Source organism: Novosphingobium meiothermophilum (genome assembly GCF_003171715.1).
Classification (GTDB): domain Bacteria; phylum Pseudomonadota; class Alphaproteobacteria; order Sphingomonadales; family Sphingomonadaceae; genus Novosphingobium; species Novosphingobium meiothermophilum.
On the sequence record NZ_QGHL01000004.1, the window covers coordinates 356,635 to 379,351 of the forward strand.

Consider the following 22,717-nt stretch of genomic DNA (forward strand, 5'->3'; position numbering starts at 1 on the left):
GGCTTACTTCCCCTTCCAGACGCCAGGACGCTTTTCGATGAAGGCTTTCATGCCTTCGGCCTTGTCCTCGGTGGCGGTCAGGATCTGGAACACGCGGCGTTCGAACAAAAGGCCCTGATCAAGCGTCGTTTCGAACGCGGCATTGACCATTTCCTTGTTGGCGACTGCGGCCATCGGCGGCATCGCGGCGATGGTTTCCGCCGCTTTCAGCGCTTCGGCCACCAGATCGGCAAGCGGCACCACGCGGCTGACAAGCCCGGAACGCTCCGCCTCGGCAGCGTCCATCATGCGGCCGGTCAGGCACATGTCCATCGCCTTGGCCTTGCCCACAGCGCGGGTCAGGCGCTGCGATCCGCCCATGCCCGGAGCCACGCCCAGCTTGATTTCGGGCTGGCCGAACTTTGCCGTGTCGGACGCGATGATGAAATCGGCCATCATCGCCAGTTCGCAGCCGCCGCCGAGGGCAAACCCGTTGACCGCCGCGATCCACGGTTTGCGCGTGGTCTTGACGATATGGCTGGTCCACTTCGCGAAGAAGTCCTCGTTATAGAAATCGGCCGCCGGCTTTTCGGCCATTTCCTTGATGTCGGCCCCTGCCGCAAAGGCTTTCTCGCCCGATCCGGTCAGCACCGCGCAGCGCTGCGAAGCATCGGCCTCGAAAGCGGCAAAGGCTTCGATCAGTTCGGCCAGAACCTGCGAGTTGAGCGCATTGAGCGCCTGCGGACGGTTGAGCGTGATGAGGGTGACGGCACCCTTCTGTTCAACAAGGATCGTTTCAAAGGTCATAGCGGTTTCCATTCCTCATCGGCGCCAAGCGGCGCAAAGATCTGGTCGAGCAGTTCGTCGGTGACGTCTTCGGGAGTGGCCGGGTTCCATTTTGGCGCGTTGTCCTTGTCGACGATGACCGCGCGCACCCCTTCGGCAAAATCGGGCAGCGTCAGCACCCGCGCGCCCACCCGGTATTCCATTGCCATGTTTGCGGCAAAATCGGGCAGCGTCAGGCTTGTGGCAAGCTGGCGCAGCGCCACCTTGCAGGTCTGCGGGCTTTTTGTGGCCAGCGTTGCCAGCGTATCGCGCGCAAAGTCGCTGTCCTCGGCGGCAAGCGCGGCAAGAATGTCTTCATAGCGGTTGGCCGCAAAGAGGCGCTCGATCGCGGCAGCGTGGGCGGCAATCTTCGCCTCTGGCGGCACGGCCGACAATTCGCGCAGGATCGCCGCGATGGCACCCGGATCGGCGGCAATGCGCGCCTTGGCTTCGGCCAGATTGGCTGCGGGCACATAGTGCGTGGCAAGCCCGGCCCAGAGGCATTCCGCCCCGTCAAGCCGCGCGCCGGTGAGCGCCAGATACTGGCCCAGACGCCCCTTCAGCCGCGAAAGATACCATCCGCCGCCCACATCGGGAAACAGGCCAATCCCGGTTTCCGGCATGGCGAGCTTGGTGTTCTCGGTTGCCACGCGCCAGGTTGCAGGCCCGGAAATGCCCACGCCCCCGCCCATGGTGATGCCGTCCATGAATGCCACCACAGGCTTGCCGTAGGTCATCAGCAAGTGATTGAGCTGATACTCGTCGTGGAAGAACTTGCGGCCCGATGCACCGCCATCGTTGAGCGCCGAATTGCGCAGGAAGGCAATGTCACCGCCGGCACAGAACCCGCGCGAAAGCTTGGGATCACCATCGGCGGCCACCTGATGGTCGATCAGAACCGCTTCCACGGCGGGATCGCTGCGCCATTCCAGCAAGGCAGCGGTCATGGCGTGAACCATGTCGAGCGTGAGGGCATGGATCGCCCGTGGCCGGTTGAGCGAAATGATCCCCGCCGCGCGTTCGCGCCGGACCAGAATGTCGTCGGTCACTTCAGCAAGTCCCTTCCCACGATCATGCGCATGACTTCGTTGGTGCCCTCAAGGATCCGGTGCACGCGCAGATCGCGCCAGAACCGCTCGATCGGGTAATCGCGCAGATAGCCATAGCCACCGAACATCTGGAGCGCGCGGTCCACGATCGAGGAGCCGCTGTCGGTCGAGAGCTTCTTGGCCATGGCGGAAAACCGGGTCTTGTCGGGCGCATTGGCCGTTACCTTGGCTGCGGCCAGATAGAGCAGCGCACGCGCGGCTTCCAGATCGGTTGCCATGTCGGCCAGCACGAACTGGGTGTTCTGGAACTCGGCAATCGTCTTGCCGAACTGGCGGCGGTCCTTGACGTAGCGGATCGCTTCATCAAGGCAGCGCTGCGCCCCGCCGAGCGAGCAGGCACCGATGTTGAGACGTCCGCCATCAAGCCCGGCCATCGCAAACCGGAAACCATCACCCTCCTCACCCACGCGATTGGCCACCGGCACGCGGGCATTGTCGAAGATGACCTGCGCGGTTGGCGAGGCATTCCAGCCCAGCTTCTTTTCCGGCGCACCAAAGCTGACGCCGGGAGTGTCCTTGTCAACCACCACGCACGAGATGCCCTTCGGGCCGTCTTCGCCAGTGCGCACCATCACCACATAGACATCGTTCACCCCGCCGCCCGAAATGAACTGCTTGGTGCCGTTGAGCACGTAGTCATTGCCATCGCGGCGCGCCGTGGTTTTCAGCGCCGCCGCATCAGACCCCGATCCCGGCTCGGTCAGGCAATAGCTTGCCATGCGGTCCATGGTGACAAGATCGGGCAAATAGCGCGATTTCAGTTCATCCCCGCCGAACCTGTCGATCATCCAGGCGGCCATGTTGTGGATCGAAATGAAGGCGCTGGTCGTGGGGCAGCCATAAGCCATGGCCTCCATGATGAGCGCCGCTTCCAGACGGCCAAGCCCGATGCCGCCCGATTCCTCGCTGACATAGATTGCCGCAAAGCCCAGTTCGGCAGCCGCCTTGATCGTCTCGCGCGGGAAGTGGTGCTCTTCATCCCATTGTGCGGCAAACGGCGTGATCGCATCGGCGGTAAAGCGCCGCGCCATGTCCTGAATGGCGATCTGGTCTTCGGTAAGGCCAAACTGATCGGTCATGTCTCTCTTCCCGTTGCGCAGGACAAAAGCCCCGCGCCTTTAGAACTGATGTGTGGCGGTTGTCGCCCGCCATCCCTTCGCCCCGCCGTTATCCGCACGAAATGCGGACAATCGTGTAATCATCATCATAGGCCACCGTCAGCCGGTCAGCCCGGTAATCCATCGTCATGGCGCTGCGCGGCGGTCCCCAGCGGAGGGTGCGCGCACCAGAGAGACGAAGCAGCGTTTCTCCGCTGGCGGCGCTGGCCTTGTGGCCCACATGCGATTGCAGGTTGTCGGCGTTGCAGACCCCCGCCTGCGCCTGCCTTGGCAATTCGGCGCTCTCCTGCGGGGAAGCGCAAGCCTGTGCGAACAGGACGACGGGGGAAAGAACCAGAAAACGCTTCATCGGGAAAACTCCGGCACGGTTGCAGATCAGCTTTGCAACGCACACCGGAGCCATCCTTTCCGCAAGCCTTTTCGAACAGTCTCAACCCATCGTCGGGATCACGAAGGCATTGCCGCCATCCACCGAACCATCCGGCCAGCGCTGCGTAACGGTCTTGACCTTGGTCCAGAACTTCACGCCTTCCATGCCGTGCTGATTGGTGTCGCCGAAGGCAGAGCGCTTCCAGCCGCCGAAGGTGTGATAGGCCACCGGGACCGGGATCGGCACATTGATGCCGACCATGCCCACGTTGACCCTTGCCGCGAACTCGCGCGCGGCACGGCCATTGCGCGTAAAGATCGCAACGCCGTTGCCATACTGGTGCTTGCTCGGCAGTTCGAGCGCCTGCTCGAAGTTTTCGGCGCGAACGATCTGGAGCACGGGGCCGAAGATCTCGTTATGATAGCTGTCCATGTCGGGGGTGACATGGTCGATCAGCGTCGGGCCGACAAAGAAGCCGTTCTCATGGCCCTGCAGCTTGAAGCCGCGCCCGTCGATGACCAGTTCGCCGCCTTCCTCGACGCACTTGGCGATCCAGCCTTCGACCTTTTCCTTGTGCGCCTGCGTGACCACGGGGCCATAGTGCGCATCGGGGTCGGTCGAAATGCCGACCTTGAGCGCATGGATCGCCGGGATCAGCTTGGCGCGCAGCTTTTCTGCGGTCTCTTCGCCAACCGGCACGACCACGGGCAGCGCCATGCAGCGTTCGCCGGCCGAACCGAAGGCCGCGCCGCACAGATCGTTCACCACCTGATCGAGATCGGCATCGGGCATGACAATGCCGTGGTTCTTCGCGCCGCCCATCGCCTGCACGCGCTTTCCGGCGGCAACCCCGCGATTGTAGACATAGTGGGCGATGTCCGACGAACCGACGAAGCTGACCGCACCGATCGCCGGGTGATCGAGGATCGCATCGACCATTTCCTTGTCGCCATGCACCACCTGGCAGATGCCCTCAGGCAGGCCCGCCTCGATGAACAGTTCGGCAAGGCGCACCGGCACCGAAGGATCGCGCTCGGACGGCTTGATGATAAAGGCGTTGCCCGTGGCAATGGCAATCGCGCTCATCCACAGGGGGATCATGCCAGGGAAGTTGAACGGGGTTATGCCCGCGCCGATGCCGATGGGCTGACGCATCGAATAGACATCGATGCCGGGGCCTGCGCCCTGCGTATATTCGCCCTTCAGCACATGCGGAATGCCACAGGCAAACTCGACCACTTCAAGACCGCGCTGGATGTCGCCCTTGGCATCGGCAATCACCTTGCCGTGTTCGGACGAAAGCATGTGCGCAAGGCTGTCCATGTTCGCCTCGACCAGTTCCTTGAAACGGAACATCACGCGAGCGCGGCGCTGCGGATTGGTTGCCGCCCAGGCGGGCTGGGCCTTGAGTGCAGCCTGCACCGCACGCTCAAGCGTTTCCGCCGTGCCGAGCGCGACTTCGGCCTGAATGCCGCCATTGTTGGGATCGAAGATCGGGCTCTTGCGCGCGGGCGCGCCGCCAGAGCCGCCGACGATGAAATGATCTACCAGACGCATGGGATTCCTCTTCTCGCCAAAACTGCCTGAACCCCACATGCGCCCATGAAGGATTGCAGGCAACCAGTGAATATGCGAGGTTCACCTGCATTCTTGCAGGATGGTTCCGCCCGTTGGGAGGCGCCTTCGCCGCGCAGGATCAGACCACCGGAAACAGCCAATGCCGCATAGCGACTGGAACGATTTTCAGGCCTTCCTCGCCGTGGCCCGTGCCGGGCAACTGGCGCGCGCGGCCGCGGTCATGGGCGTGGATGCCACCACCATCGGGCGGCGGCTACGACGCCTTGAACAGCGCATCGGTGCGACGCTGTTCGAGCAGACCCGCGAAGGCCAGGTGCTGACCGAAGCGGGCGAGGCCATGCTGGCGCAAGTGGAAGCCATGGATCAGGCAGCCGCCCGCATTGCCGAAACCGCTGCGGGCGGCGGCGGCATAGCCGGAACCTTGCGCATCAGTCTTTCCGAAGGGTTCGGAACATGGATCGTCGCGCCTGCCATGCGCGATTTCGTGGATGCCAATCCGCGCCTCGTCATCGACCTCGTCGCGTCTTCGGGCTTTCTCAGCCCGTCGAAGCGCGAGGCCGATATTGCCGTCACGCTCTCGCGCCCGCGCGCCGGACCGGTGATCGCGGGCAAGCTCTCGGACTATGCGCTCCGGCTCTATGCCACGCGCGGCTATCTGGCGCAGAAAGGATCGCCCCGGCGCGCCGCCGAACTGGCACATGGCCACCGTCTCGTCGGCTATATTCCGGACCTGCTCTATGCACCGGAACTGCGCTATCTGGCCGAGATCGAACCCGACCTTTCGGCCGATGTGCGATCGTCATCAATCATTGCCCAGCACCGGATGATTGCCGCAGGGGCCGGGATCGGCGTGCTGCCCTGCTTCATCGGCGATGCTGACAAGTGGCTGGTCCCCGTCCTGCCGGAACGGCGCATCACCCGTTCATTCTGGCTGGTCACGCACAAGGACACGCACAATCTCGCCCGCGTGCGCGCCTTCAAGGAATGGCTCACCGCGCTCGTCACGCGCGAACGGAGCCGCCTCCTGCCGCGATGAAGCGCAGGATCAGGCTCTGGCGACCGGCGCGTCCTCGCCCAGATCCTCGTACCAAGCCTCGACCGGGCCATTGAGCTTGATCGTCAGCGGGTTGCCCTTGCGGTCCATGGTCTTGCCCGCCTGCACCCGCACCCAGCCTTCGGAAATCGAGTATTCCTCGACATTGTTGCGCACCACGCCCTTGAAGCGGATACCCACGCCCCTGCGCAGCTTTTCCGCGTCGAAGTAGGGGCTGCGCGGATTGATGGCCAGACGATCCGGCGGCACATCTGCGCCGGCAGCGGCAACGGGAACAGCAGGGGCGGTTTCAGGCGAGGGGCTTTCTTCGGTCATGGCCGGTGCAAATATCTTGATTGCCCCACTTGTCAATCAACGCAGACCATCGTAGAGGCGCGCCCCTGTCGGGCAGCCATCTTGCCGGTTGCCACGGGCGGGCGCGTAGCTCAGCGGTAGAGCACACCCTTCACACGGGTGGGGTCACAGGTTCAATCCCTGTCGCGCCCACCATCCTTTCCCTTACCGGAAATGATGGAACAGCCATCTGGCTGGCCGGGTTGTTGCGGACCTGAAGCCCCCCCTAGAGACGCCACACGTGATTCGGCCCTTTTTGCTGGCGACATTGGCGCCGAGGCGTGCCAGAGAAGCGCGAAACACAATGCACTGCCGGAACCACTGGAAATGAGCCAGCCATCGCGCCGCACGAGCGGCCTGCAAAAAGGCAGCTTCCTGCTGATCCTTGCCACGGTAAGCATCATCATGGCCAGCGTGGTCTGGCCCTTTGCCACGACATTGCTGTGGTCGGCGTTGGCAGCTGTCATGTTTCAGCCGCTCTATCGCAGGATGCTGAGACTGCTGGGGGGGCGGCGCAATCCGGCGGCCCTGCTTTCGCTGCTCATCATCTTCTGCGCCGTGCTGGCACCGGCCCTGTGGATCGGCTGGATGGTGGTTCAGGAGGCTGTCCAGCTCGTCAATTTCCTGCAGGCCAACCCGCTTGATCTGGCAAAGGTCTATGCTCGCATTCACGCAGCGCTTCCTGCCGCCGCGCAGCACGCCATCGACAACAGCGGCTGGGCCAGCCTTTCAGCCATACAAGCGCGCGTGCAGAAACTTCTGCTCGAAAGCTCCGGCCTGATCGCGCAGCAGGCGGTATCGTTCGGTGGCAGCGCGCTAGGCTTTGTCCTCTCGTTCCTGCTCGCGCTCTACATCGTGTTCTTTCTCCTGCGCGATGGCCACAGGATCGGGGAGATCATCCTTGAAAGCGTGCCCATCGAACGCGACATCGCCGACCGGCTGGCCGAACGTTTTCTCGGCATCGTGCGCGCCACGATCAAGGGCACGGGCGTGGTGGGGATCGTCCAGGGCACGCTGGGCGGCATCACGCTGGCGATTGCGGGCATTTCCTGGGCCTTGCTCGGTGGTGTGCTGATGGTGATCCTCTCGATCATTCCGGTCATCGGCACGGTGGCGGTCTGGGGGCCGGTAGGGCTGTGGCTGCTGGCAACCGGCGCGCTCTGGCAGGGATTGTTTGTGCTCATCACCGGCTTCGTGGTCATCAGTTCGGTCGATAACGTGCTGCGCCCGATCCTCGTCGGGCGCGATACTGGCATTCCTGACTGGATCGTTCTCGTCACAACGCTGGGAGGAATCAGCCTCGTCGGCTTTTCCGGCATCGTGCTTGGCCCGCTTGCCGCCGGACTGTTCCTTGCCTGCTGGTCGATCCTGCGCGAACAGCATCTGGCTGCCGCAGGCCGCCTTCCCGCCGACGCTGCGTCCCAAGCCTGATCCAGACCGATCCGGCACCGGATCAATCCGCGACAGGACAGGCAAACGCCTTGCTTGCAACCGCCCGACCAAGGCGGCATAGCCGCGCCCATGCACGATATCCGTCAGATCCGCGAAAATCCCCAAGCCTTCGATTCCGCCCTCGCCCGCCGCGGCGTGGAGGCCGCAGCCGCCACGATCCTTGAAATGGATGCGCAACGCCGCACCGTGGCGACGCGGATGCAGGAGGTGCAGGCCCGCCGCAACGAGGCATCGAAGGCCATCGGCGCAGCCATGGCCAAGGGCGAAAAGGACACCGCCGAAGCGCTCAAGGCCGAAGTCGCCGCTCTCAAGACCGAACTGCCTGCGCTGGAAGAGGAAGACCGGCGGCTGACCGCGCTCCAGAACGCTGCGCTTGCCGCGATTGCCAACCTGCCCGCTGCCGATGTCCCCGATGGCGCGGACGAGACCGCAAATGCCGAAGTCAGCCGCTGGGGCACTCCGCGCAGCTTTGCCTTCACGCCGCGCGAACACGCCGATATCGGCCCTGCGCTGGGCCTTGATTTCGAAACCGGCGCACTGATCGCGGGCGCGCGCTTCACCTTCCTCAAGGGCCAGATGGCGCGCCTGCACCGTGCACTGGCGCAGTTCATGCTGGATTGGCAGACCGGCAAGAACGGCTACATCGAATGCAATCCGCCGCTGCTGGTCAAGGACGAGGCCGTGTTCGGCACGGGCCAGTTGCCCAAGTTTGCCGAAGACCTGTTCCGCACCACTGACCGGCGCTGGCTGATCCCGACAGCCGAAGTCAGCCTGACCAACGCCGTACAGGGCCAGATCCTCGTCGAGGCCGAACTGCCCCTGCGCATGACTGCGCTGACCCCCTGCTTCCGTTCCGAAGCGGGCGCAGCCGGACGCGATACCCGCGGCTTCATCCGCCAGCACCAGTTCGAGAAGGTGGAACTGGTCTCGATCACGCGTCCTGAGGATTCGGACGCAGAGCACGAACGGATGACCGCCTGCGCCGAGGGCATTCTTCAGGCACTGGGCCTGCCCTATCGCAAGATGCTGCTGTGCACCGGCGACATGAGCTTCACCGCGCGCAAGACCTATGACCTTGAAGTCTGGCTGCCGGGACAGGGTGCCTACCGCGAGATTTCATCCTGTTCCAACTGCGGCGATTTTCAGGCACGGCGGATGAACGCCCGCTATCGGCCCGAAGGCGGGAAAGGCACCGAGTTCGTCCACACGCTCAACGGTTCGGGGCTTGCCGTTGGCCGCACGCTGGTGGCAGTCTTGGAAAACTTCCAGCAGGAGGATGGATCGGTGGACGTTCCCGAAGCGCTGCACCCCTACATGGGCGGAGTCACCCGTCTGGTGCCGATCAGCGGATGAAGCGGCCTGCGGCTGCGATACTGCTTGGCGCGGCAGCGCTGCTGATCGCGGTTCCGCTTGCCGGGCAAGCACCGGCGCGCGGCCCCATCGTGGCATGGAGCTATACCGTCCAGCCCGGTGATACTTTCGCGGACATCGCCCGCCGCTGGGGCGTGGACATGGCCGAACTTGGCGAGGCGAACGGCATTCCCAGCCCCTATGTGATCCGCATCGGACAGGTGCTGAAACGCCCCGATCCGAAAGGCGCCCCCCGCCCCGTCGCCGCACCTGCCCCAGGCCCGGCTGCGAGGACATCAGCCGCCGCGCCCACCCCCATCCGGACGCAGCCCAGCCAGACGCTGCCCCCTTCCGCCACATCTTCATCCGGGGCGCCTTCGTCTGCCGCGCCCCCGGCCACGCCGCCCGCCGAAACACCAAAGGCGGTGCCCCGCCCCGCGCCCACGCTGCGCCCGCCCCCCCCGCCGCGCCCTCCGCTTGTCCCGCGCGATTCGGATGCACCTGCCATGCAGTGGCCCACCGAAGGTGCGGTCGTCACCCGTTTTGGCGAAAGGGTGGCGGGCATTCCCTCGAACGGAATCGATCTTTCCGCGCATTACGGCACCAAGGTTCGCGCCGCTGCTGCCGGAACCGTGCTCTATGCGGGCAAGGAGCCGGAACGCTTCGGCCAGTTGATCCTGATCGACCATGGCGGGGGGTGGATCACCGCCTATGCCTATCTCGGCACGATGACGGTGAAGGAAGGCGACAAGGTGGCCGCACGCGAACGCATTGCCCTTGTCGGCAAGAGCGGGGAAGCCGTGCGTCCCACCGTCCATTTCGAAGTGCGCCGCAACAACGTGCCGCGCGATCCCGAACTCTTTCTTCCGCCCCGGCTCTAGCGCGATGGACCTCACCCGCCGCCGCCGCACGTCAGCCTCACCCCGCAACCTGCTGCGCCGTGCGGTGAAAGTGCCGGTCTGGGCCGACCTTGCGCTGCGGCTTGGCGCGGCTTTCGGCCTCATCATGATCGTGGTGATGGTCCACTGGTTCGACCGGGCCGGTCTGAACGATAGCCACGACGGGCAGATCAGCTTTCTCGATGTCGTCTATTTCACGATGATCTCGATCACCACCACGGGCTTTGGCGACATTGCCCCGGTCAGCGACAGGTCGCGCCTGATCGAGGCGGTGATCGTCACGCCGATCCGGCTCGCAGTGCTCTTCATCTTTGTCGGCACGGCCTACAACTTCATCATCAAGCGCAGTTGGGAACGCTTTCGCATGGCGCAGATCCAGAAGAACCTCACCGATCACATTGTCGTGCTCGGCTTCGGCATTTCGGGATCGGAAGCCGTTGCCGAACTGATCGCGCGCGGCATTGCGCCGCAGGCCATCGTCGTGATCGATCCGGATGAGGCCCGCCTTGATGCCGCCGCGAAGCTGGGCTGCAACATCATGGCAGGCGATGCCACGCGCGATGCCACGCTGATCGACGTGCAGATCAGCCGGGCACGCGCCATTCTTGTTTCCGGCGGGCGCGACGACACCTCGATCCTCATCACGCTTACCGCGCGCCATCTTGCGCCCGATGTTCCCATCAGCACCGTGGTGCGCGCTGCCGATAACGAAGTGCTCGCCCGTCAGGCAGGGGCGACCACGGTCATCAACCCGGTGCGCTTCACCGGCCTGCTCATGGCCGGCTCGGCGCAGGGGACCAATGTTGCCGATTACCTTTCGGATCTGGCTTCGGTCGAAGGCCGCGTGCAACTGGTGGAGCGCCCCGTCGACCCTGCCGAAGTCGGTCGCCCGCTGACCGATCTTGCCAGCGGCGGGCGCGGTCTGCGCATCCTGCGGGCAGGCCGCCCGATCGGTTTCTGGGAACCTGGCGCGCAATCCCTGCAACCCGGCGACGTGATCGTGGAGATTACCCCCACCGGTCCATCAGCATGAAGGCCAGCCCCATCGCAAGGTAACCAGCCAGCCAGAACCCCGCATCGATCAGCGCCAGCCGCATTCCGATCCGCTGCTGGGCATAGCTGATCCACAGCGCCGGGATGACAAAGGCAATCGCCAGCCCGCCCGACATCATGAGATAGAGCCACCACTTCACCGCAAGGGTGGCCGCGCCAACGCGCGCGAACATGTGCCCCATCATTGCTGCCGTCACCAGGAGCAGCCCGGCGGTAAGCACTGCCGTGCGTGCGGGCGAACGCCTGATACCGAGCCTGCCGGGGCCGACTTCCTCAAGCCGCGCCCGCCCGAACATCGGCCCATACCAGAGGCCCGCCACCGCCAGTGCGGCAAGCGCGGCAACCACGACACCCATCCAGTTGACCGGACCCATTCCCGCCTTTCGCTCCTGCCCCCGCCACCGACGATTGCTATCCCGGCGCTTGCCGCTTGGCAACGTCGCACATGGCCACTTCGTTCCACCCTTCCCGCACCGGATCGCGGCAAAGGGTGACGCGCGCTTCGTTTTGGCCTATGGGCCGCGCGGTAATGGCAAGCGACACTTCCCCCATCGTGCTCCCCGAAGCGCCCAAGGTCGGCATGGTCAGCCTTGGCTGTCCCAAGGCGCTGGTCGATTCCGAACGCATTCTCACGCGCCTGCGCGCCGATGGCTATGCGATGAGCGCAGACTATGCGGGCGCCGATGTGGTGCTGGTCAACACCTGCGGCTTCCTTGATTCCGCCAAGGAGGAAAGCCTTGCCGCCATCGGCGAGGCAATTGCAGAGAACGGGCGCGTCATCGTGACCGGCTGCATGGGCAACGAGGCAGACGTCATCCGCGCCAGATTCCCGCAGGTTCTCGCCGTCACGGGCGCGCACCAGTATGAAGCGGTGGTAGAAGCCGTGCACGAAGCCGCGCCGCCGGGCATGGGACCATACATCGACCTTATCCCTCAGGCCGCCCCCGGTGACGTGAAGCTGACGCCGCGGCACTACAGCTATCTGAAGATTTCGGAAGGGTGCAATCACGCCTGCGCCTTCTGCATCATCCCCTCGCTGCGCGGCAAACTTGCCAGCCGCCGCATCGATGCGGTTCTGCGCGAGGCGGAAAAGCTGGTTGCCGCGGGCACGAAGGAACTGCTGGTCATCAGTCAGGATACTTCGGCCTACGGGGTGGATGTGCGCCACGAGGAACGCCTGTGGAAAGGCCGCCCGGTGCGCACCCACATGACCGATCTTGCCCGCGAACTCGGCCAGCTTCGCACACCTGAAGGCGAAACCCCGTGGGTGCGCCTTCACTATGTCTATCCCTATCCCCACGTGGATGCGGTGATCCCGCTCATGGCCGAAGGGCTGGTTACGCCTTATCTCGACATTCCCTTCCAGCACGCCAGCCCCAGCGTGCTGCGCGCGATGAAGCGCCCCGCCAACGAAGCAAAGGTGCTCGATCGCATCAGGGCTTGGCGCGAGGTCTGCCCGGACATCGCCATCCGCTCCAGCTTCGTCGTCGGTTTTCCCGGTGAAACCGAAGCGGATTTCGAATACCTGCTTGAATGGCTTGATGAGGCACAGCTTGATCGCGTCGGCGGTTTCCGCTTCGAACCCGTGGCGGGCGCCGCTGCAAACGACCTGCCGAACCCCGTGCCCGAAGCGGTGAAGGAAGAACGCTATGCCCGGCTGATGGAACGGACCGAGGCTATCAGCGCTGCCAAGCTTGCGGCCAAGGTCGGCCGGACGATCAAGGTCATCGTCGATGAGGTTGGCGAACCTGACGAGGACGGCGACATCGGCGCCACCGCCCGGTCACAGGCCGACGCCCCGGAAATCGATGGCGCGGTCTATCTGCGCAACGTGCCCGCCACGCTGAAGCCCGGCGATTTCGCACAGGTTCTGGTCGAAGACGCAGACCCGCACGATCTTTACGGCGTGATCGCTGGCTGAAGCTACTGCGCTTCCCGGCACGCAGCCGCCAGCAAGGCTGAACGCAGCTTGTCGATCTCAGGCAAGTCCAGCCCGGAAAGGTCGGCCACGCCCTCGATCGCATCCTCGCCATAACAATGGGCAAGGGCGATGGTTTCGCCCCGCACCTTTCTGCCCTGCACCAGCGACCAGAACGTTCGCACAGTGGGAAGCGCGGTTTCGGCGGGGTCTTCGTCAACCACCATCGCCAGTCGGCCAGACCTCAGGCGCACAAACGAGCCGATGGGATAGACCCCCACCGCCTCGACAAAGCGTTCCAGAATGCCCGCATCAAACTTGTCCGGCTGCGCGCGCAGCGTGCGGATGGCCTCGGCAGGATCAAGCCTTGCGCGCTCCTCCCCCGCGGCAATCAGCGTATCGTAAGTGTCGCAGATGGCCGCCATGCGCCCCAGCGGCTCGATCACGGGCGCGGTCAGCCCCTGCGGAAAGCCACTGCCGTCCAGCCTTTCGTGATGATGCAGCACTGCGCGCAGCACCGCATCGGGAATGTCGCCCGCCGCCTTGAGGAAGGTGTAGCCCAGAAGGACGTGCTGCTGCTTCAGATCATCGCGCAGCAGGGTGTAATCGCCACCCACGCTCTTGAGGTCGACCGGGAGCTGCCCCACGCCCACGTCCATCAGCAGCCCCGCCATCCCGGCATCGCGGATTTCCAGCGGCGAAAGCTTCATCTGCCGCGCCAGCGCGATCATCAGGGCGCTGACCGCCAGCGAATGACGATAGACCGGCTCGCTGTCGTTCTGGCAGCGCAGCAGCCCGTTGAAGGCATAGAGATTGCGCTGGACCGAAGCATAGACCGCATCCAGCACCGGTTCCACATCGTGCACCTTGATCGCCTTGCCCAACCGCACTTCGATGAAGGTGCGGCTCACCATCTTCAGCGCTTCGCCGGCCGCGCGCTTGGCCCGGCCGAACTCGCGGGCGATGGGCAAGGCGGCGCGCGGACGTGCAAAAGTGCTCTGGGCAAAGGCGCCATGGGCGAAACCGTGATGCGGCACCGGCGGCACAACGGAAAGGTGCGGGGGCGATGCCGCGGGACGCAGCGCGGCGGCGGGCGGCACGCCTTGCGCCTTGTCCGCTTCGGGCACCATCCCGCGCGCGGTATCGATTATGACAGCCGGGACCGCACTTTCGCGCAGGGCATCCAGCATGTCCGGGTCATCCAGCAGGAACTTGCGCTTCCAGAAGGGATGGCTGAACCAGCTTCCCTCCAGCTTGTGAATGAACATTCCCAGCTTGATTTCTTCAGTCGATATCCGCTTCAGCATGGCCCGCCCGAAAGGTTATGCAAACCCTGCCCTAGGTTAAGGTGCGTAGCCTTCTTGCGCATGATCCATCCGCAAAACCCCTTATGCGATGGCATAATTGCGGTATCTGACCGATCCCCTGCCCCTTCGGGCAGGTGCCACGTTGCGCGCTGCTACGCGGGCTTCAGGCGCCAGTGGCTTACCCCCCACTCACGCCCGCCGCTATTGCCGAACAGACCCGCCGTGGCGAGGTAGAACAGCCGCCAGCGGCGCATCCACAGGGGCGCATCGCGGCCATAGACCGCGCGCAGCACGGGTTCGATCTCGGCTGCGCGGGAATCGAACAGCGCCAGCCAGTCGCGCGCGGTCCGCGCGTAATGCGTTCCTTCCCAGCGCCATTCCTGTTCCAGCGTGAACAGGTCGGAAAACTCCCGGATCAGGCCATGGCTTGGCATGATCCCGCCGGTGAAGAAATACTGCGCGATCCAGCTTGATCCGTCCTCGGCATCGAACCGGTAGGGATAGCGTGCATGGCTGAAAACGTGGAGGAACAGGCGGCCTTCGGGCTTGATCCAGCTGCGCACGCGGCCCAGCAGTTCGCGCCAGTTGGCCATGTGCTCGAACATCTCCACCGAAACCACCCGGTCGAACCGGCCTTCGGGGCGGAAATGGTTCATGTCGGCGGTCAGCACGGTCAGGTTGCTGATCCCGCGCGCGGCGGCCTTCGCCCTGATGTAATCGCCCTGCGGCCGGGAATTGGACACCGCCGTAATCCGCGCCTGCGGAAAGCGCGCCGCCATGTAGAGGCTGAGCGAACCCCAGCCGCAGCCCAGTTCCAGAATGTCCTGCCCGTCGGCCAGCGCGGCATGGTCCGCCGTTGCTTCCAGCGCGGCAAGTTCGGCCTGTTCCAGCGTCTCGGTGCCGGTGGGGTAGAGGCAGCATGAATACTTGCGGTTCGGCCCAAGGCTCAGTTCGAAGAACCGGGGCGGCAGTTCATAGTGCTGCGCGTTTGCCGCGTCGGTATGTTCAGCCACGGGGCGCTGCGTCATCCACGCGGCAAAGGCACTGTCGGCGGGCTTTTCGCGGTGGATCTCGCGGCGGCGCTGGTTGCACATGAAATCCACGCCCGCGCGGGTCAGCACATCGGGCAGGGGCAGACGTTCGACGAGCGCGGCGGCAGAGGCAAGAAAGGGCATGACTCAAGGCTAGGCATTGCCGGTCGCGGTGTGTCAAGCTGTCAGCACGGGAGCGCTTCTGAACGCCTGCTGTGCCGTTAGGGACGTTGCAGCAGACCGGACATTTTTGGGGGCACAGAAACGGATGAGCGGCAGCGATGCGCTGGACATTGCCGTGGTGGGAAGCGGGATTTCGGGGCTTTCCGCTGCATGGCTGCTGTCGCAGCGCCACCGCGTGACCGTGTTCGAGGCAGCGGACCGGCTGGGCGGGCACAGCAACACGATAGAGGTGGCTGCACCTGAAGGAATCATTCCGGTCGATACCGGCTTCATCGTCTATAACGAGCGGACTTACCCCAATCTCACCGCGCTCTTCGGCCATCTGGATGTGCCCACGCGCGAGACGGTTATGACCTTCGCGGTCTCGCTCGACCGGGGCAGGCTCGAATATTCCGGCGATGCGCGCGGCCTGTTCGCGCAGAAGCGCAATCTCGTCTCGCCGCGTTTCTGGTCGATGCTGCGCGACATTGCCCGCTTCTACAAGGCCGCCCCGCGCGACCTTCCCGAAATGGGCGACCTCGGCCTTGGGGACTATCTCGACGGGCTGGGCTGCGGCAGCGCCTTCCGCGACGATCATCTCTATCCCATGGCCGCAGCCATCTGGTCCACACCGGTGGCCGACATTCCCCGCCACCCCGCTGCCGCCTTCGTCCGCTTCTTCGAGAACCACGGCCTGCTCCAGTTTCGCGAACGCCCGCGCTGGCGCACGGTCGATGGCGGCAGTCGCGAATATGTGCGGCGGATGAGCGCCACCTTCGCCGATCGTGTGCGGCTTGAGTCTCCGGTGCGCGCGGTGCGGCGCCTGGCCGATGCCGTGGAAATCAATGCCGGCTGCGGCTGGGAGCGTTTCGATCATGTCGTCATGGCTGCCCATGCCGATCAGACCCTGGCCATGCTGGAAGATGCCGATGCGATGGAGCGCCGCCTCCTTTCCGCTTTCCCCTATCGCCGCAACGAAGCCGTGCTGCACAGCGATGCCCGCCTCATGCCGCGTCGGCGCAAGGTCTGGTCAGCGTGGAACTATGCCGCCGATTGCCCGAAGGCAGGCGAGGCGGCTGGCCAGCATGCAAGCCCGCAAAGCCAGCACGAGCTTTCGGTGACATACTGGATGAACCGGCTTCAGCCCCTGCGCACGGGGCAGGATCTCTTCGTCACGCTGAACCCGCTGACCGAGCCTGCGCCGGAAAGCGTCCACTGGCGCGGCACCTATCATCACCCCGTGTTCGATACCGCGGCCAGCGCCGCCCAGCACAAGCTCTGGTCGCTTCAGGGCAGACGACGGACATGGTTCTGCGGAGCATGGTTCGGCGCGGGCTTCCACGAGGATGGCCTGCAAGCGGGACTTGCCGTGGCAGAGCAGCTCGGCAACCTGCGCCGCCCATGGACGGTCGAGAACGAATCCGGCCGCATCCATGTTTTCCCGCGGCCAGCACCGGAACGGGTGCTTGAACCGGCATGATCGGGCCGCCCGCGCTCTATCACGGCAATGTCCTGCACCGGCGGCTGCGGCCGTGTCTGCACACCCTGCGTTACCGGGTGTTCCACCTCTTGCTGGATATTGACCGGATCAGCGAACTGGCTGCACGGCTGCGCCTGTTCTCGCACAACCGCTTCAATCTGATTTCCTTCCATGACCGCGACCATGCCCGCAATAGCTCGCTGCGCGATCATGCCGAAGCGCTGCTGGCAGAAGCCGGCATCGTGCCCGACGGCGGCCCCATCAGGCTGCTGACGATGCCCCGCCTGCTCGGCTATGCCTTCAATCCGCTCAGCATGTGGTTCTGCCATGGCGCCGATGGCAGCTTGCAGGCGGTGATATATGCCGTTTCGAACACCTTCGGAGAGCGGCACAACTACGTGATTCCTGCCCGCAGCGCAGCGGGGACAGGGGCAAGCGGGGCAAACGTGCTGCACCAGCAGGCAGGCAAGGCATTCCACGTATCTCCGTTCCTGCCGATGGACCTGCACTACGCCTTCCGCGTCATGCCTCCCGGCCCGCGCATCGCCATTGGCATCAGCGTTTCGGACGGGAAGGGCCCGGTCATGGCCGCAGTCCACACGGGCCGCCGCGAGGAGCTGAGTGATCGGGCCCTTATCAAAGCGGCGGTGCGCTATCCGCTTTCAACTCTCAAGGTCACGGCCGCGATCCATTGGGAAGCGCTGCGTCTCTGGCTGAAGCGCGCGCCCTTCTTCCGCAAGCCGCCACCGCCGCCCACGCGGCTCACCGTCGGGCAATAGGCATCACAACCAGCCGATCCGCCGGAACCGCAGCCACAGACCACCGCAGATCAGCAGGATCGCCCCCCAGACCGTGAAATAGCCATAGCGCCATTCCAGTTCGGGCATGTGGGCAAAGTTCATGCCATAGATTCCGGCAATCGCCGTGGGCACCGCCAGAATCGCCGCCCATGCGGCCAGCGCCCGCGTCATTTCGCCCTGCCGGTGCTGTTCCAGCAGGCTTGCCGTCTCCACGATGGCCGCCAGCGTCTCCTTGAGCGAGCGCATCCGCGCCATCGCCCGGCGGACATGGTCGAGCACATCGCGAAACCAGATCCTGGCGGCGGGATCGATGCACGGCAGATCAGCCTCGACCAGCCGCGCGCACATTTCCTCCATCGGGCCGATCACGCGCTCGAACCGCCGAAGCTGGCGGCGCAGGCGGAAGATGCGGCGGATCACGGCCTGTTCGGGAAACACGTCTATGGCCGCCTCCTCCATCTCCTGCGCGATTTCCTCAAGCTGGTCGAGCAGCGGCAGATAGCCATCAACGATGAAATCGAGCACCGCATGGAGCACATAGTCCGGCCCTTCGGCCAGCCGTTCCACCTGTCCTTCCAGTTCGGCGCGCAAGGCACTGTGCGCCCGCGTGCTGCCAAAGCGCACGCTGACCAGAAAGCCCGGCCCCACGAACAAGGCGGTTTGTCCGTAGGTGATTTCCTCGTCTGCTCCAGACTCGCCTGCACCCGGCCCACTGTTCTGCAACTGCGCGGTGCGCGCCACCACGAACAGCCCGGAACCATAGACCTCCACCTTGGGCAACTGGCGCGGGTTCAGCGCATCTTCCACCGCCAGCGGGTGCAGGCCATACTTGCGCTGGACCATGGCCATCTCCGCCGCATCGGGTTCGTGCAGCCCTATCCAGTCGAACGCATCGGGCGGCAGGTCGGTCTCCGGCGGCCCGGACAGATCAAGCCGATCAAGGCTGATCCGGCCATGGCGGTAGCGGCGGGCGGCAATGATGGTCATGCCCCGCATCACTGGCAAATGCGCAAGGCTCTGGCAATCGCATGTGAAAGTGCTAACATTTCTGTAAATAGACATGGGAGAGCAGCAGTGGGTGCAGAGCAGACCGCCATCAGGGCGGCACAGCCTGATTACGATGTCCTCATCGTTGGCGCCGGGATTTCGGGTATCGGCATGGCCGCGCACATGCAGATGCTCTGCCCGGACCGCAGCTATGCCATCGTCGAACGCCGCGACCAGATCGGCGGCACCTGGGATCTTTTCCGTTATCCCGGTGTCCGGTCCGATTCCGACATGCATACGCTGGGCTTCGTGTTCGAGCCGTGGAAGCACGAGAAGTCGATCGCCGATGGCCCCGCGATCCTCGAATACCTCAACCGCATTGCCGACGAACGCGACATCCGCCGCCACATCCGCTTTGGCCGCAAGGTGCTCAGCGCCGACTTCGACAGCGCGGCCGCGCAGTGGGTCGTCACTCTGGAAAGCGAGGATGGCCAGCGCAGCCGGATGACCGCCCGCTGGCTCTATCTCGGTTCCGGCTACTACGATTACGACAACCCCCACGAAGCCGAGTTTCCGGGCCGGGATGATTTCAAGGGCGAGATCGTCCATCCGCAGTTCTGGCCTGAGAACTTCGATTATGCGGGCAAGCGGGTGGTCGTGATCGGATCGGGCGCAACTGCGGTCACGATCGTCCCGTCGATGGCCAGAACGGCGGCCCACGTCACCATGCTGCAACGCACGCCCACTTGGTATGCAACGCGCCCTGCCAAGGATGGGCTGGCCAATTTCCTGCGCAAGATCCTGCCCGAAGATCTCGCCTATCGCATCACCCGCTTCAAGAACGTGCGGCTCCAGAACTACTTCTACAAGCGCGCTCGCACCCGGCCCGACAAGGTCCGCGCGTTCCTCACCAAGAGGCTCAAGGCGCTGCTGGGCGACAAATACGACGCCAAGGCTTTCACCCCGCCCTACAACCCGTGGGAACAGCGGCTGTGCCTTGTGCCCGATGCCGATCTGTTCGAAGCGATCAAGGCAGGCAAGGCCAGCGTCGTGACCGACCGGATCGAGCGGTTCGACGCCACTGGTATCCTGCTCAAATCGGGCCAGCATCTCGATGCCGACGTGATCGTGACAGCAACCGGGCTGAAGATGGTCATGGCGGGCAAAATCGCGATCAGCGTCGATGGCGTTCCGGTCGATTTCGCAGAGCGCTATTACTACAAGGGCGTGATGTTCTCGAACCTGCCCAATCTGGCGGCGGTGTTCGGCTATCTCAATGCCTCGTGGACACTGCGCGCCGATATCAACGCGCGCTACATCTGCGATGTGCTCAATGCGATGAAGGCCAAGGGCGCGGACATTGCAGTGCCGCGGCTGGCACCCAACCACGGCCTTGACGAGGACAACATCTACGACTTCTCCTCAGGCTACATCGAACGCGCACGCCACCTCCTGCCCAAGAGCGCAAGCGACATGCGCTGGCGGCTCAATCAGGATTACGTGCGCGATGTGGCGTGGATGCGCGAAGACCCGATCGAGGACGGCGTGCTGCAACTCGATCACGCTCGCCCTGCCGTTGCCGGAACAGGACCGCACAAAGAGCATGTCCGCGCGGCGCAATAGCGCTTTTGCGGCACGGGGCCTTGGTCTATCCCTTTAGGGGATGACTGACGAATCCCGCATATGGACAGCCGCGCTGGTCGTGGTCGGTGACGAGATCCTCTCCGGCCGCACCCAGGACAAGAACATCGCCCAGATCGCCACATGGCTTGGCGTGCAGGGCATCCGCCTGCGTGAAGTGCGTGTCGTCCCCGATGACATGGATGCCATCATCGAGGCGGTTAATGCGTTGCGCCAGCGCAACGATTACCTGTTCACCACAGGCGGCATCGGCCCCACACATGATGACATAACGGTCGATGCCGTGGCAGCCGCGCTGGGCGTGGACGTGGTGATCCATCCCAAGGCGCGCGCCATTCTCGAAGCCTACTATGCCCCGCGCGGGGGGCTGAACGAGGCACGTCTGCGCATGGCGCGGGTTCCCGATGGCGCAGACCTCATCGAAAACCGCGTTTCGGGCGCGCCGGGCATCCGCATCGGCAACGTGTTCCTGATGGCAGGCGTTCCGGCGATCACGGCGCAGATGCTCGATGGCCTCACCGGCCAGCTTGAAGGCGGCCTGCCGCTCCTGTCGGCCACGGTTGGCTGCTGGGTGGCGGAAAGCGAGATTGCCGATCTCCTGCGCGAAACCGAAAAGGCTTTCGAAGGCTGCCAGATCGGCAGCTATCCCTTCTTCCGCGAAGGCCGGACCGGGGCCAACTTTGTCATCCGCTCGGTCAGCGCCGAAACGCTCGGCGCCGTTGCCAAGGCGCTGGAAGATGGCCTTGTCGCGCTTGGCCGCACGCCGGTTGCCGGGGGGATCTGACGCCATGCTCAGCCGCCGTCCTGTTCTGCTGACATCCCTGCTTGCGCCACTGGCCGTCATGCTGGTGGCGGCAGCACCTGCAAAGAAGCGCGTGGCGCCCCCTCGCGCGGCGGCGGCACCTGCCTATCCTGCGCCATCCACCGCCCCCTTGCCCGATACCGTGCGCATCGCGCTGGATACAGAGGCTGGCCGCATCGTGGTGGCGGTCGACGTGAAGCACGCGCCTGCCAGCGCCACCAATTTCGTGCGCTATGCCGAAACACGGCGCTTCGATGGCACAACGTTCTACCGCGCCATGCATCTCAACTGGGGCGAGCAGCCCAATGGCCTCATTCAGGCGGGCACGCGCGGTGATCCCCGGCGCAATCTGGCTCCGATCCCGCACGAGCCGACAGACCAGACCGGCATTCTCCACAAGGCCGGAACGCTTTCCATGGCCCGCTATGCGCCGGGCACGGCCACCGGCGATTTCTCGATCATGGTATCGGACCAGCCCGGCCTTGATGCCCAGCCCGATTCCGCCGATCCCGAAGCGAAGGCAGGCTATGCCGCCTTCGGTCAGGTGATCGAAGGCATGGACGTGGTGCGCGCCATCTTTGCAGCACCGATTTCGGAAACCGAAGGCGAAGGGATCATGCGCGGCCAGATTCTGGCCCAGCCGGTGAAGATCATCACCGCCCGCCGCCTGCCTGATGATGCGCCTCCTGCGCCCTGAGGCAGCCCTGCTGGCAGGGCTGATCCTTGGCGGCTGCACCGCGCGCGGCCTTGCCGATTTCGAACAAACGCTTGCCAGCAGCGACAGCGCAACGATCGCGCTCAGCCGATGGTGCGAAGCCCGCACCATCGCGCAGCCACCCGTCATCCGCGCCCTTGCCGACCGTCAGGCGTCCATGGCCGCCTCTCCGGCGGTGCGTGAAGCGCTTGGCCTCGGCCCCGACGATACGGCCGCCTACCGGCACGTCAGCCTCGTCTGCGGCAACCGGGTGCTGTCCGTCGCGCACAACTGGTATGTGCCATCGCGGCTGACGACCGAAATGAACCACAGGCTTGCAACCACCGACGCGCCCTTCGGCAAGGTCGTCGCGCCTCTGGGCTTCCGGCGGCAGCGGCTGGCCAGCCTGCGCGGCGCCATGGCCGAATGTCCGCAGGGGACGGTGCTTTCGCACCGCGCCGTCCTGCGTCTGGCGGATGGGCGCGCGATCAGTCTCGTGGTGGAATGCTATACGCGGGCGAACCTTGCGCCTGCGCCGCGCGTCAGCGGGGATTGACCGTCCAGTCACCCTCCGCGCCGTTTGCCGCCGCCGCGGCATAGGCTTCCAGTTCGCGCCAGTGCCGGTCCCAGCCGGGACCGCGCTTTTCCGGCGGGATCACGGCTTCCACCTGCAGGCGGGCGGCAGTAACCGGGTTTTGCGGTGCTTCAGGATCGGCCATGCCTTCCGCTCTAGCCCTGTTGTCCGCACAGAAAAAGGGCCAGAGAGGTTTCCCTC

At 64.6% G+C, this 22,717-nt stretch carries 23 protein-coding genes and 1 tRNA gene; 13 read left to right on the forward strand and 11 right to left on the reverse strand.

Going from position 1 to position 22,717, the window contains the following annotated elements:
- Nucleotides 1-3 precede the first annotated feature (3 nt).
- The 5 genes from DKM43_RS02100 to DKM43_RS02120 form a co-directional block, all read right to left on the reverse strand.
- Entirely contained in the window at nucleotides 4-786 is a 783-nt protein-coding gene (locus tag DKM43_RS02100; RefSeq protein WP_109796803.1) for an enoyl-CoA hydratase-related protein, read from the reverse strand.
- Nucleotides 783-1,853: an enoyl-CoA hydratase/isomerase family protein gene (locus DKM43_RS02105; protein WP_109796804.1), complete on the reverse strand. Its 1,071-nt coding sequence runs from the start codon at nucleotides 1,851-1,853 to the stop codon at nucleotides 783-785. The genes DKM43_RS02100 and DKM43_RS02105 overlap by 4 nt, the downstream gene beginning before the upstream one ends.
- A complete protein-coding gene (locus DKM43_RS02110; protein ID WP_109796805.1) occupies nucleotides 1,850-2,992 on the reverse strand; it encodes an acyl-CoA dehydrogenase family protein in 1,143 nt (380 codons plus the stop codon). The genes DKM43_RS02105 and DKM43_RS02110 overlap by 4 nt, the downstream gene beginning before the upstream one ends.
- An 88-nt stretch (nucleotides 2,993-3,080) precedes the next feature.
- Nucleotides 3,081-3,380 (reverse strand): I78 family peptidase inhibitor, encoded by a 300-nt coding sequence (locus tag DKM43_RS02115; protein WP_109797053.1) that lies wholly within the window; start codon nucleotides 3,378-3,380, stop codon nucleotides 3,081-3,083.
- A gap of 81 nt (nucleotides 3,381-3,461) precedes the next feature.
- The gene (locus DKM43_RS02120) at nucleotides 3,462-4,958 is read right to left on the reverse strand and encodes a CoA-acylating methylmalonate-semialdehyde dehydrogenase (RefSeq protein WP_109797054.1); all 1,497 of its coding nucleotides are present in this window, start codon (nucleotides 4,956-4,958) and stop codon (nucleotides 3,462-3,464) included.
- 160 nt (nucleotides 4,959-5,118) lie between these two features.
- Here DKM43_RS02120 and DKM43_RS02125 point away from each other — a divergent pair, with 160 nt between their 5' ends.
- On the forward strand, nucleotides 5,119-6,015 hold the full coding sequence (locus tag DKM43_RS02125) for a LysR family transcriptional regulator (protein ID WP_109796806.1): 897 nt from the start codon (nucleotides 5,119-5,121) through the stop codon (nucleotides 6,013-6,015).
- Nucleotides 6,016-6,024: 9 nt separating this feature from the next.
- Here DKM43_RS02125 and DKM43_RS02130 read toward each other — a convergent pair whose 3' ends face one another.
- Nucleotides 6,025-6,348 carry a DUF3297 family protein gene (locus DKM43_RS02130; RefSeq protein ID WP_109796807.1) on the reverse strand — a complete coding sequence of 108 codons (324 nt, stop codon included), beginning with the start codon at nucleotides 6,346-6,348 and terminating at the stop codon, nucleotides 6,025-6,027.
- A 99-nt stretch (nucleotides 6,349-6,447) separates the two neighbouring features.
- Between DKM43_RS02130 and DKM43_RS02135 the strand changes: the two genes are divergently transcribed.
- The 5 genes from DKM43_RS02135 to DKM43_RS02155 all read left to right on the forward strand — a co-directional run bounded on the left by DKM43_RS02135 (nucleotide 6,448) and on the right by DKM43_RS02155 (nucleotide 11,100).
- Nucleotides 6,448-6,522, forward strand: a tRNA-Val gene (locus DKM43_RS02135).
- 171 nt (nucleotides 6,523-6,693) lie between these two features.
- On the forward strand, nucleotides 6,694-7,797 hold the full coding sequence (locus DKM43_RS02140) for an AI-2E family transporter (protein WP_109796808.1): 1,104 nt from the start codon (nucleotides 6,694-6,696) through the stop codon (nucleotides 7,795-7,797).
- A 90-nt stretch (nucleotides 7,798-7,887) separates the two neighbouring features.
- The gene (gene serS, locus DKM43_RS02145; RefSeq protein ID WP_109796809.1) at nucleotides 7,888-9,171 is read left to right on the forward strand and encodes a serine--tRNA ligase; all 1,284 of its coding nucleotides are present in this window, start codon (nucleotides 7,888-7,890) and stop codon (nucleotides 9,169-9,171) included.
- A complete protein-coding gene (locus DKM43_RS02150; protein WP_109796810.1) occupies nucleotides 9,168-10,049 on the forward strand; it encodes a M23 family metallopeptidase in 882 nt (293 codons plus the stop codon). The genes serS and DKM43_RS02150 overlap by 4 nt, the downstream gene beginning before the upstream one ends.
- 4 nt (nucleotides 10,050-10,053) lie before the next feature.
- Entirely contained in the window at nucleotides 10,054-11,100 is a 1,047-nt protein-coding gene (locus DKM43_RS02155) for a potassium channel family protein (protein ID WP_109796811.1), read from the forward strand.
- Here DKM43_RS02155 and DKM43_RS02160 read toward each other — a convergent pair.
- Complete coding sequence (locus tag DKM43_RS02160) at nucleotides 11,075-11,494, reverse strand: DUF1761 domain-containing protein (RefSeq protein ID WP_109796812.1); 420 nt, start codon at nucleotides 11,492-11,494, stop codon at nucleotides 11,075-11,077. The two genes, DKM43_RS02155 and DKM43_RS02160, sit on opposite strands and share 26 nt — an antisense overlap.
- 155 nt (nucleotides 11,495-11,649) lie before the next feature.
- On the opposite strand from DKM43_RS02160, the gene rimO reads away from it, so the two are divergent.
- The gene (gene rimO, locus DKM43_RS02165; protein ID WP_236632332.1) at nucleotides 11,650-13,041 is read left to right on the forward strand and encodes a 30S ribosomal protein S12 methylthiotransferase RimO; all 1,392 of its coding nucleotides are present in this window, start codon (nucleotides 11,650-11,652) and stop codon (nucleotides 13,039-13,041) included.
- Nucleotides 13,042-13,043: 2 nt separating this feature from the next.
- Here the strand turns inward: rimO and DKM43_RS02170 are convergent, their stop codons facing one another.
- Together DKM43_RS02170 and DKM43_RS02175 are read right to left on the reverse strand one after the other, a co-directional pair.
- Entirely contained in the window at nucleotides 13,044-14,345 is a 1,302-nt protein-coding gene (locus DKM43_RS02170) for an HD-GYP domain-containing protein (RefSeq protein WP_109796813.1), read from the reverse strand.
- Nucleotides 14,346-14,497: 152 nt separating this feature from the next.
- A complete protein-coding gene (locus DKM43_RS02175; protein WP_109796814.1) occupies nucleotides 14,498-15,520 on the reverse strand; it encodes an SAM-dependent methyltransferase in 1,023 nt (340 codons plus the stop codon).
- Nucleotides 15,521-15,644: 124 nt separating this feature from the next.
- On the opposite strand from DKM43_RS02175, the gene DKM43_RS02180 reads away from it, so the two are divergent.
- Together DKM43_RS02180 and DKM43_RS02185 are read left to right on the forward strand one after the other, a co-directional pair.
- On the forward strand, nucleotides 15,645-17,018 hold the full coding sequence (locus DKM43_RS02180; RefSeq protein ID WP_109796815.1) for an NAD(P)/FAD-dependent oxidoreductase: 1,374 nt from the start codon (nucleotides 15,645-15,647) through the stop codon (nucleotides 17,016-17,018).
- Nucleotides 17,015-17,797: a DUF1365 domain-containing protein gene (locus DKM43_RS02185; protein WP_109796816.1), complete on the forward strand. Its 783-nt coding sequence runs from the start codon at nucleotides 17,015-17,017 to the stop codon at nucleotides 17,795-17,797. The genes DKM43_RS02180 and DKM43_RS02185 overlap by 4 nt, the downstream gene beginning before the upstream one ends.
- Nucleotides 17,798-17,800: 3 nt before the next feature.
- On the opposite strand, the gene DKM43_RS02190 is transcribed toward DKM43_RS02185, so the two are convergent.
- Nucleotides 17,801-18,805 carry a magnesium and cobalt transport protein CorA gene (locus DKM43_RS02190; protein ID WP_109796817.1) on the reverse strand — a complete coding sequence of 335 codons (1,005 nt, stop codon included), beginning with the start codon at nucleotides 18,803-18,805 and terminating at the stop codon, nucleotides 17,801-17,803.
- An 87-nt stretch (nucleotides 18,806-18,892) separates the two neighbouring features.
- On the opposite strand from DKM43_RS02190, the gene DKM43_RS02195 reads away from it, so the two are divergent.
- Genes DKM43_RS02195 through DKM43_RS02210 form a run of 4 tightly spaced genes read left to right on the forward strand, consistent with a single transcriptional unit; the run spans nucleotide 18,893 to nucleotide 22,498 of the window.
- Nucleotides 18,893-20,428 carry a flavin-containing monooxygenase gene (locus DKM43_RS02195; protein ID WP_269089598.1) on the forward strand — a complete coding sequence of 512 codons (1,536 nt, stop codon included), beginning with the start codon at nucleotides 18,893-18,895 and terminating at the stop codon, nucleotides 20,426-20,428.
- A 40-nt stretch (nucleotides 20,429-20,468) separates the two neighbouring features.
- Nucleotides 20,469-21,230: a competence/damage-inducible protein A gene (locus DKM43_RS02200; protein ID WP_109796819.1), complete on the forward strand. Its 762-nt coding sequence runs from the start codon at nucleotides 20,469-20,471 to the stop codon at nucleotides 21,228-21,230.
- 4 nt (nucleotides 21,231-21,234) lie between these two features.
- A complete protein-coding gene (locus DKM43_RS02205; protein WP_109796820.1) occupies nucleotides 21,235-21,945 on the forward strand; it encodes a peptidylprolyl isomerase in 711 nt (236 codons plus the stop codon).
- Complete coding sequence (locus DKM43_RS02210; protein WP_109796821.1) at nucleotides 21,923-22,498, forward strand: hypothetical protein; 576 nt, start codon at nucleotides 21,923-21,925, stop codon at nucleotides 22,496-22,498. The genes DKM43_RS02205 and DKM43_RS02210 overlap by 23 nt, the downstream gene beginning before the upstream one ends.
- Here DKM43_RS02210 and DKM43_RS16550 read toward each other — a convergent pair.
- A complete protein-coding gene (locus DKM43_RS16550; protein ID WP_201739752.1) occupies nucleotides 22,485-22,661 on the reverse strand; it encodes a hypothetical protein in 177 nt (58 codons plus the stop codon). The genes DKM43_RS02210 and DKM43_RS16550 overlap by 14 nt on opposite strands.
- Nucleotides 22,662-22,717: the final 56 nt, after the last annotated feature.

Coding starts and splice junctions, on each gene's coding strand:
- DKM43_RS02155 (WP_109796811.1), top strand. CDS start 10,054: ATGGACCTCACCCGCCGCCGCCGCACGTCAGCCTCACCCCGCAACCTG.
- DKM43_RS02120 (WP_109797054.1), bottom strand. CDS start 4,958: ATGCGTCTGGTAGATCATTTCATCGTCGGCGGCTCTGGCGGCGCGCCC.
- DKM43_RS02210 (WP_109796821.1), top strand. CDS start 21,923: ATGATGCGCCTCCTGCGCCCTGAGGCAGCCCTGCTGGCAGGGCTGATC.
- DKM43_RS16550 (WP_201739752.1), bottom strand. CDS start 22,661: ATGGCCGATCCTGAAGCACCGCAAAACCCGGTTACTGCCGCCCGCCTG.
- DKM43_RS02180 (WP_109796815.1), top strand. CDS start 15,645: ATGAGCGGCAGCGATGCGCTGGACATTGCCGTGGTGGGAAGCGGGATT.
- DKM43_RS02110 (WP_109796805.1), bottom strand. CDS start 2,992: ATGACCGATCAGTTTGGCCTTACCGAAGACCAGATCGCCATTCAGGAC.
- serS (WP_109796809.1), top strand. CDS start 7,888: ATGCACGATATCCGTCAGATCCGCGAAAATCCCCAAGCCTTCGATTCC.
- DKM43_RS02160 (WP_109796812.1), bottom strand. CDS start 11,494: ATGGGTCCGGTCAACTGGATGGGTGTCGTGGTTGCCGCGCTTGCCGCA.
- DKM43_RS02175 (WP_109796814.1), bottom strand. CDS start 15,520: ATGCCCTTTCTTGCCTCTGCCGCCGCGCTCGTCGAACGTCTGCCCCTG.
- DKM43_RS02100 (WP_109796803.1), bottom strand. CDS start 786: ATGACCTTTGAAACGATCCTTGTTGAACAGAAGGGTGCCGTCACCCTC.
- DKM43_RS02200 (WP_109796819.1), top strand. CDS start 20,469: ATGACTGACGAATCCCGCATATGGACAGCCGCGCTGGTCGTGGTCGGT.
- DKM43_RS02170 (WP_109796813.1), bottom strand. CDS start 14,345: ATGCTGAAGCGGATATCGACTGAAGAAATCAAGCTGGGAATGTTCATT.
- DKM43_RS02205 (WP_109796820.1), top strand. CDS start 21,235: ATGCTCAGCCGCCGTCCTGTTCTGCTGACATCCCTGCTTGCGCCACTG.
- DKM43_RS02140 (WP_109796808.1), top strand. CDS start 6,694: ATGAGCCAGCCATCGCGCCGCACGAGCGGCCTGCAAAAAGGCAGCTTC.
- DKM43_RS02115 (WP_109797053.1), bottom strand. CDS start 3,380: ATGAAGCGTTTTCTGGTTCTTTCCCCCGTCGTCCTGTTCGCACAGGCT.
- DKM43_RS02190 (WP_109796817.1), bottom strand. CDS start 18,805: ATGACCATCATTGCCGCCCGCCGCTACCGCCATGGCCGGATCAGCCTT.
- DKM43_RS02150 (WP_109796810.1), top strand. CDS start 9,168: ATGAAGCGGCCTGCGGCTGCGATACTGCTTGGCGCGGCAGCGCTGCTG.
- rimO (WP_236632332.1), top strand. CDS start 11,650: ATGGCAAGCGACACTTCCCCCATCGTGCTCCCCGAAGCGCCCAAGGTC.
- DKM43_RS02185 (WP_109796816.1), top strand. CDS start 17,015: ATGATCGGGCCGCCCGCGCTCTATCACGGCAATGTCCTGCACCGGCGG.
- DKM43_RS02130 (WP_109796807.1), bottom strand. CDS start 6,348: ATGACCGAAGAAAGCCCCTCGCCTGAAACCGCCCCTGCTGTTCCCGTT.
- DKM43_RS02125 (WP_109796806.1), top strand. CDS start 5,119: ATGCCGCATAGCGACTGGAACGATTTTCAGGCCTTCCTCGCCGTGGCC.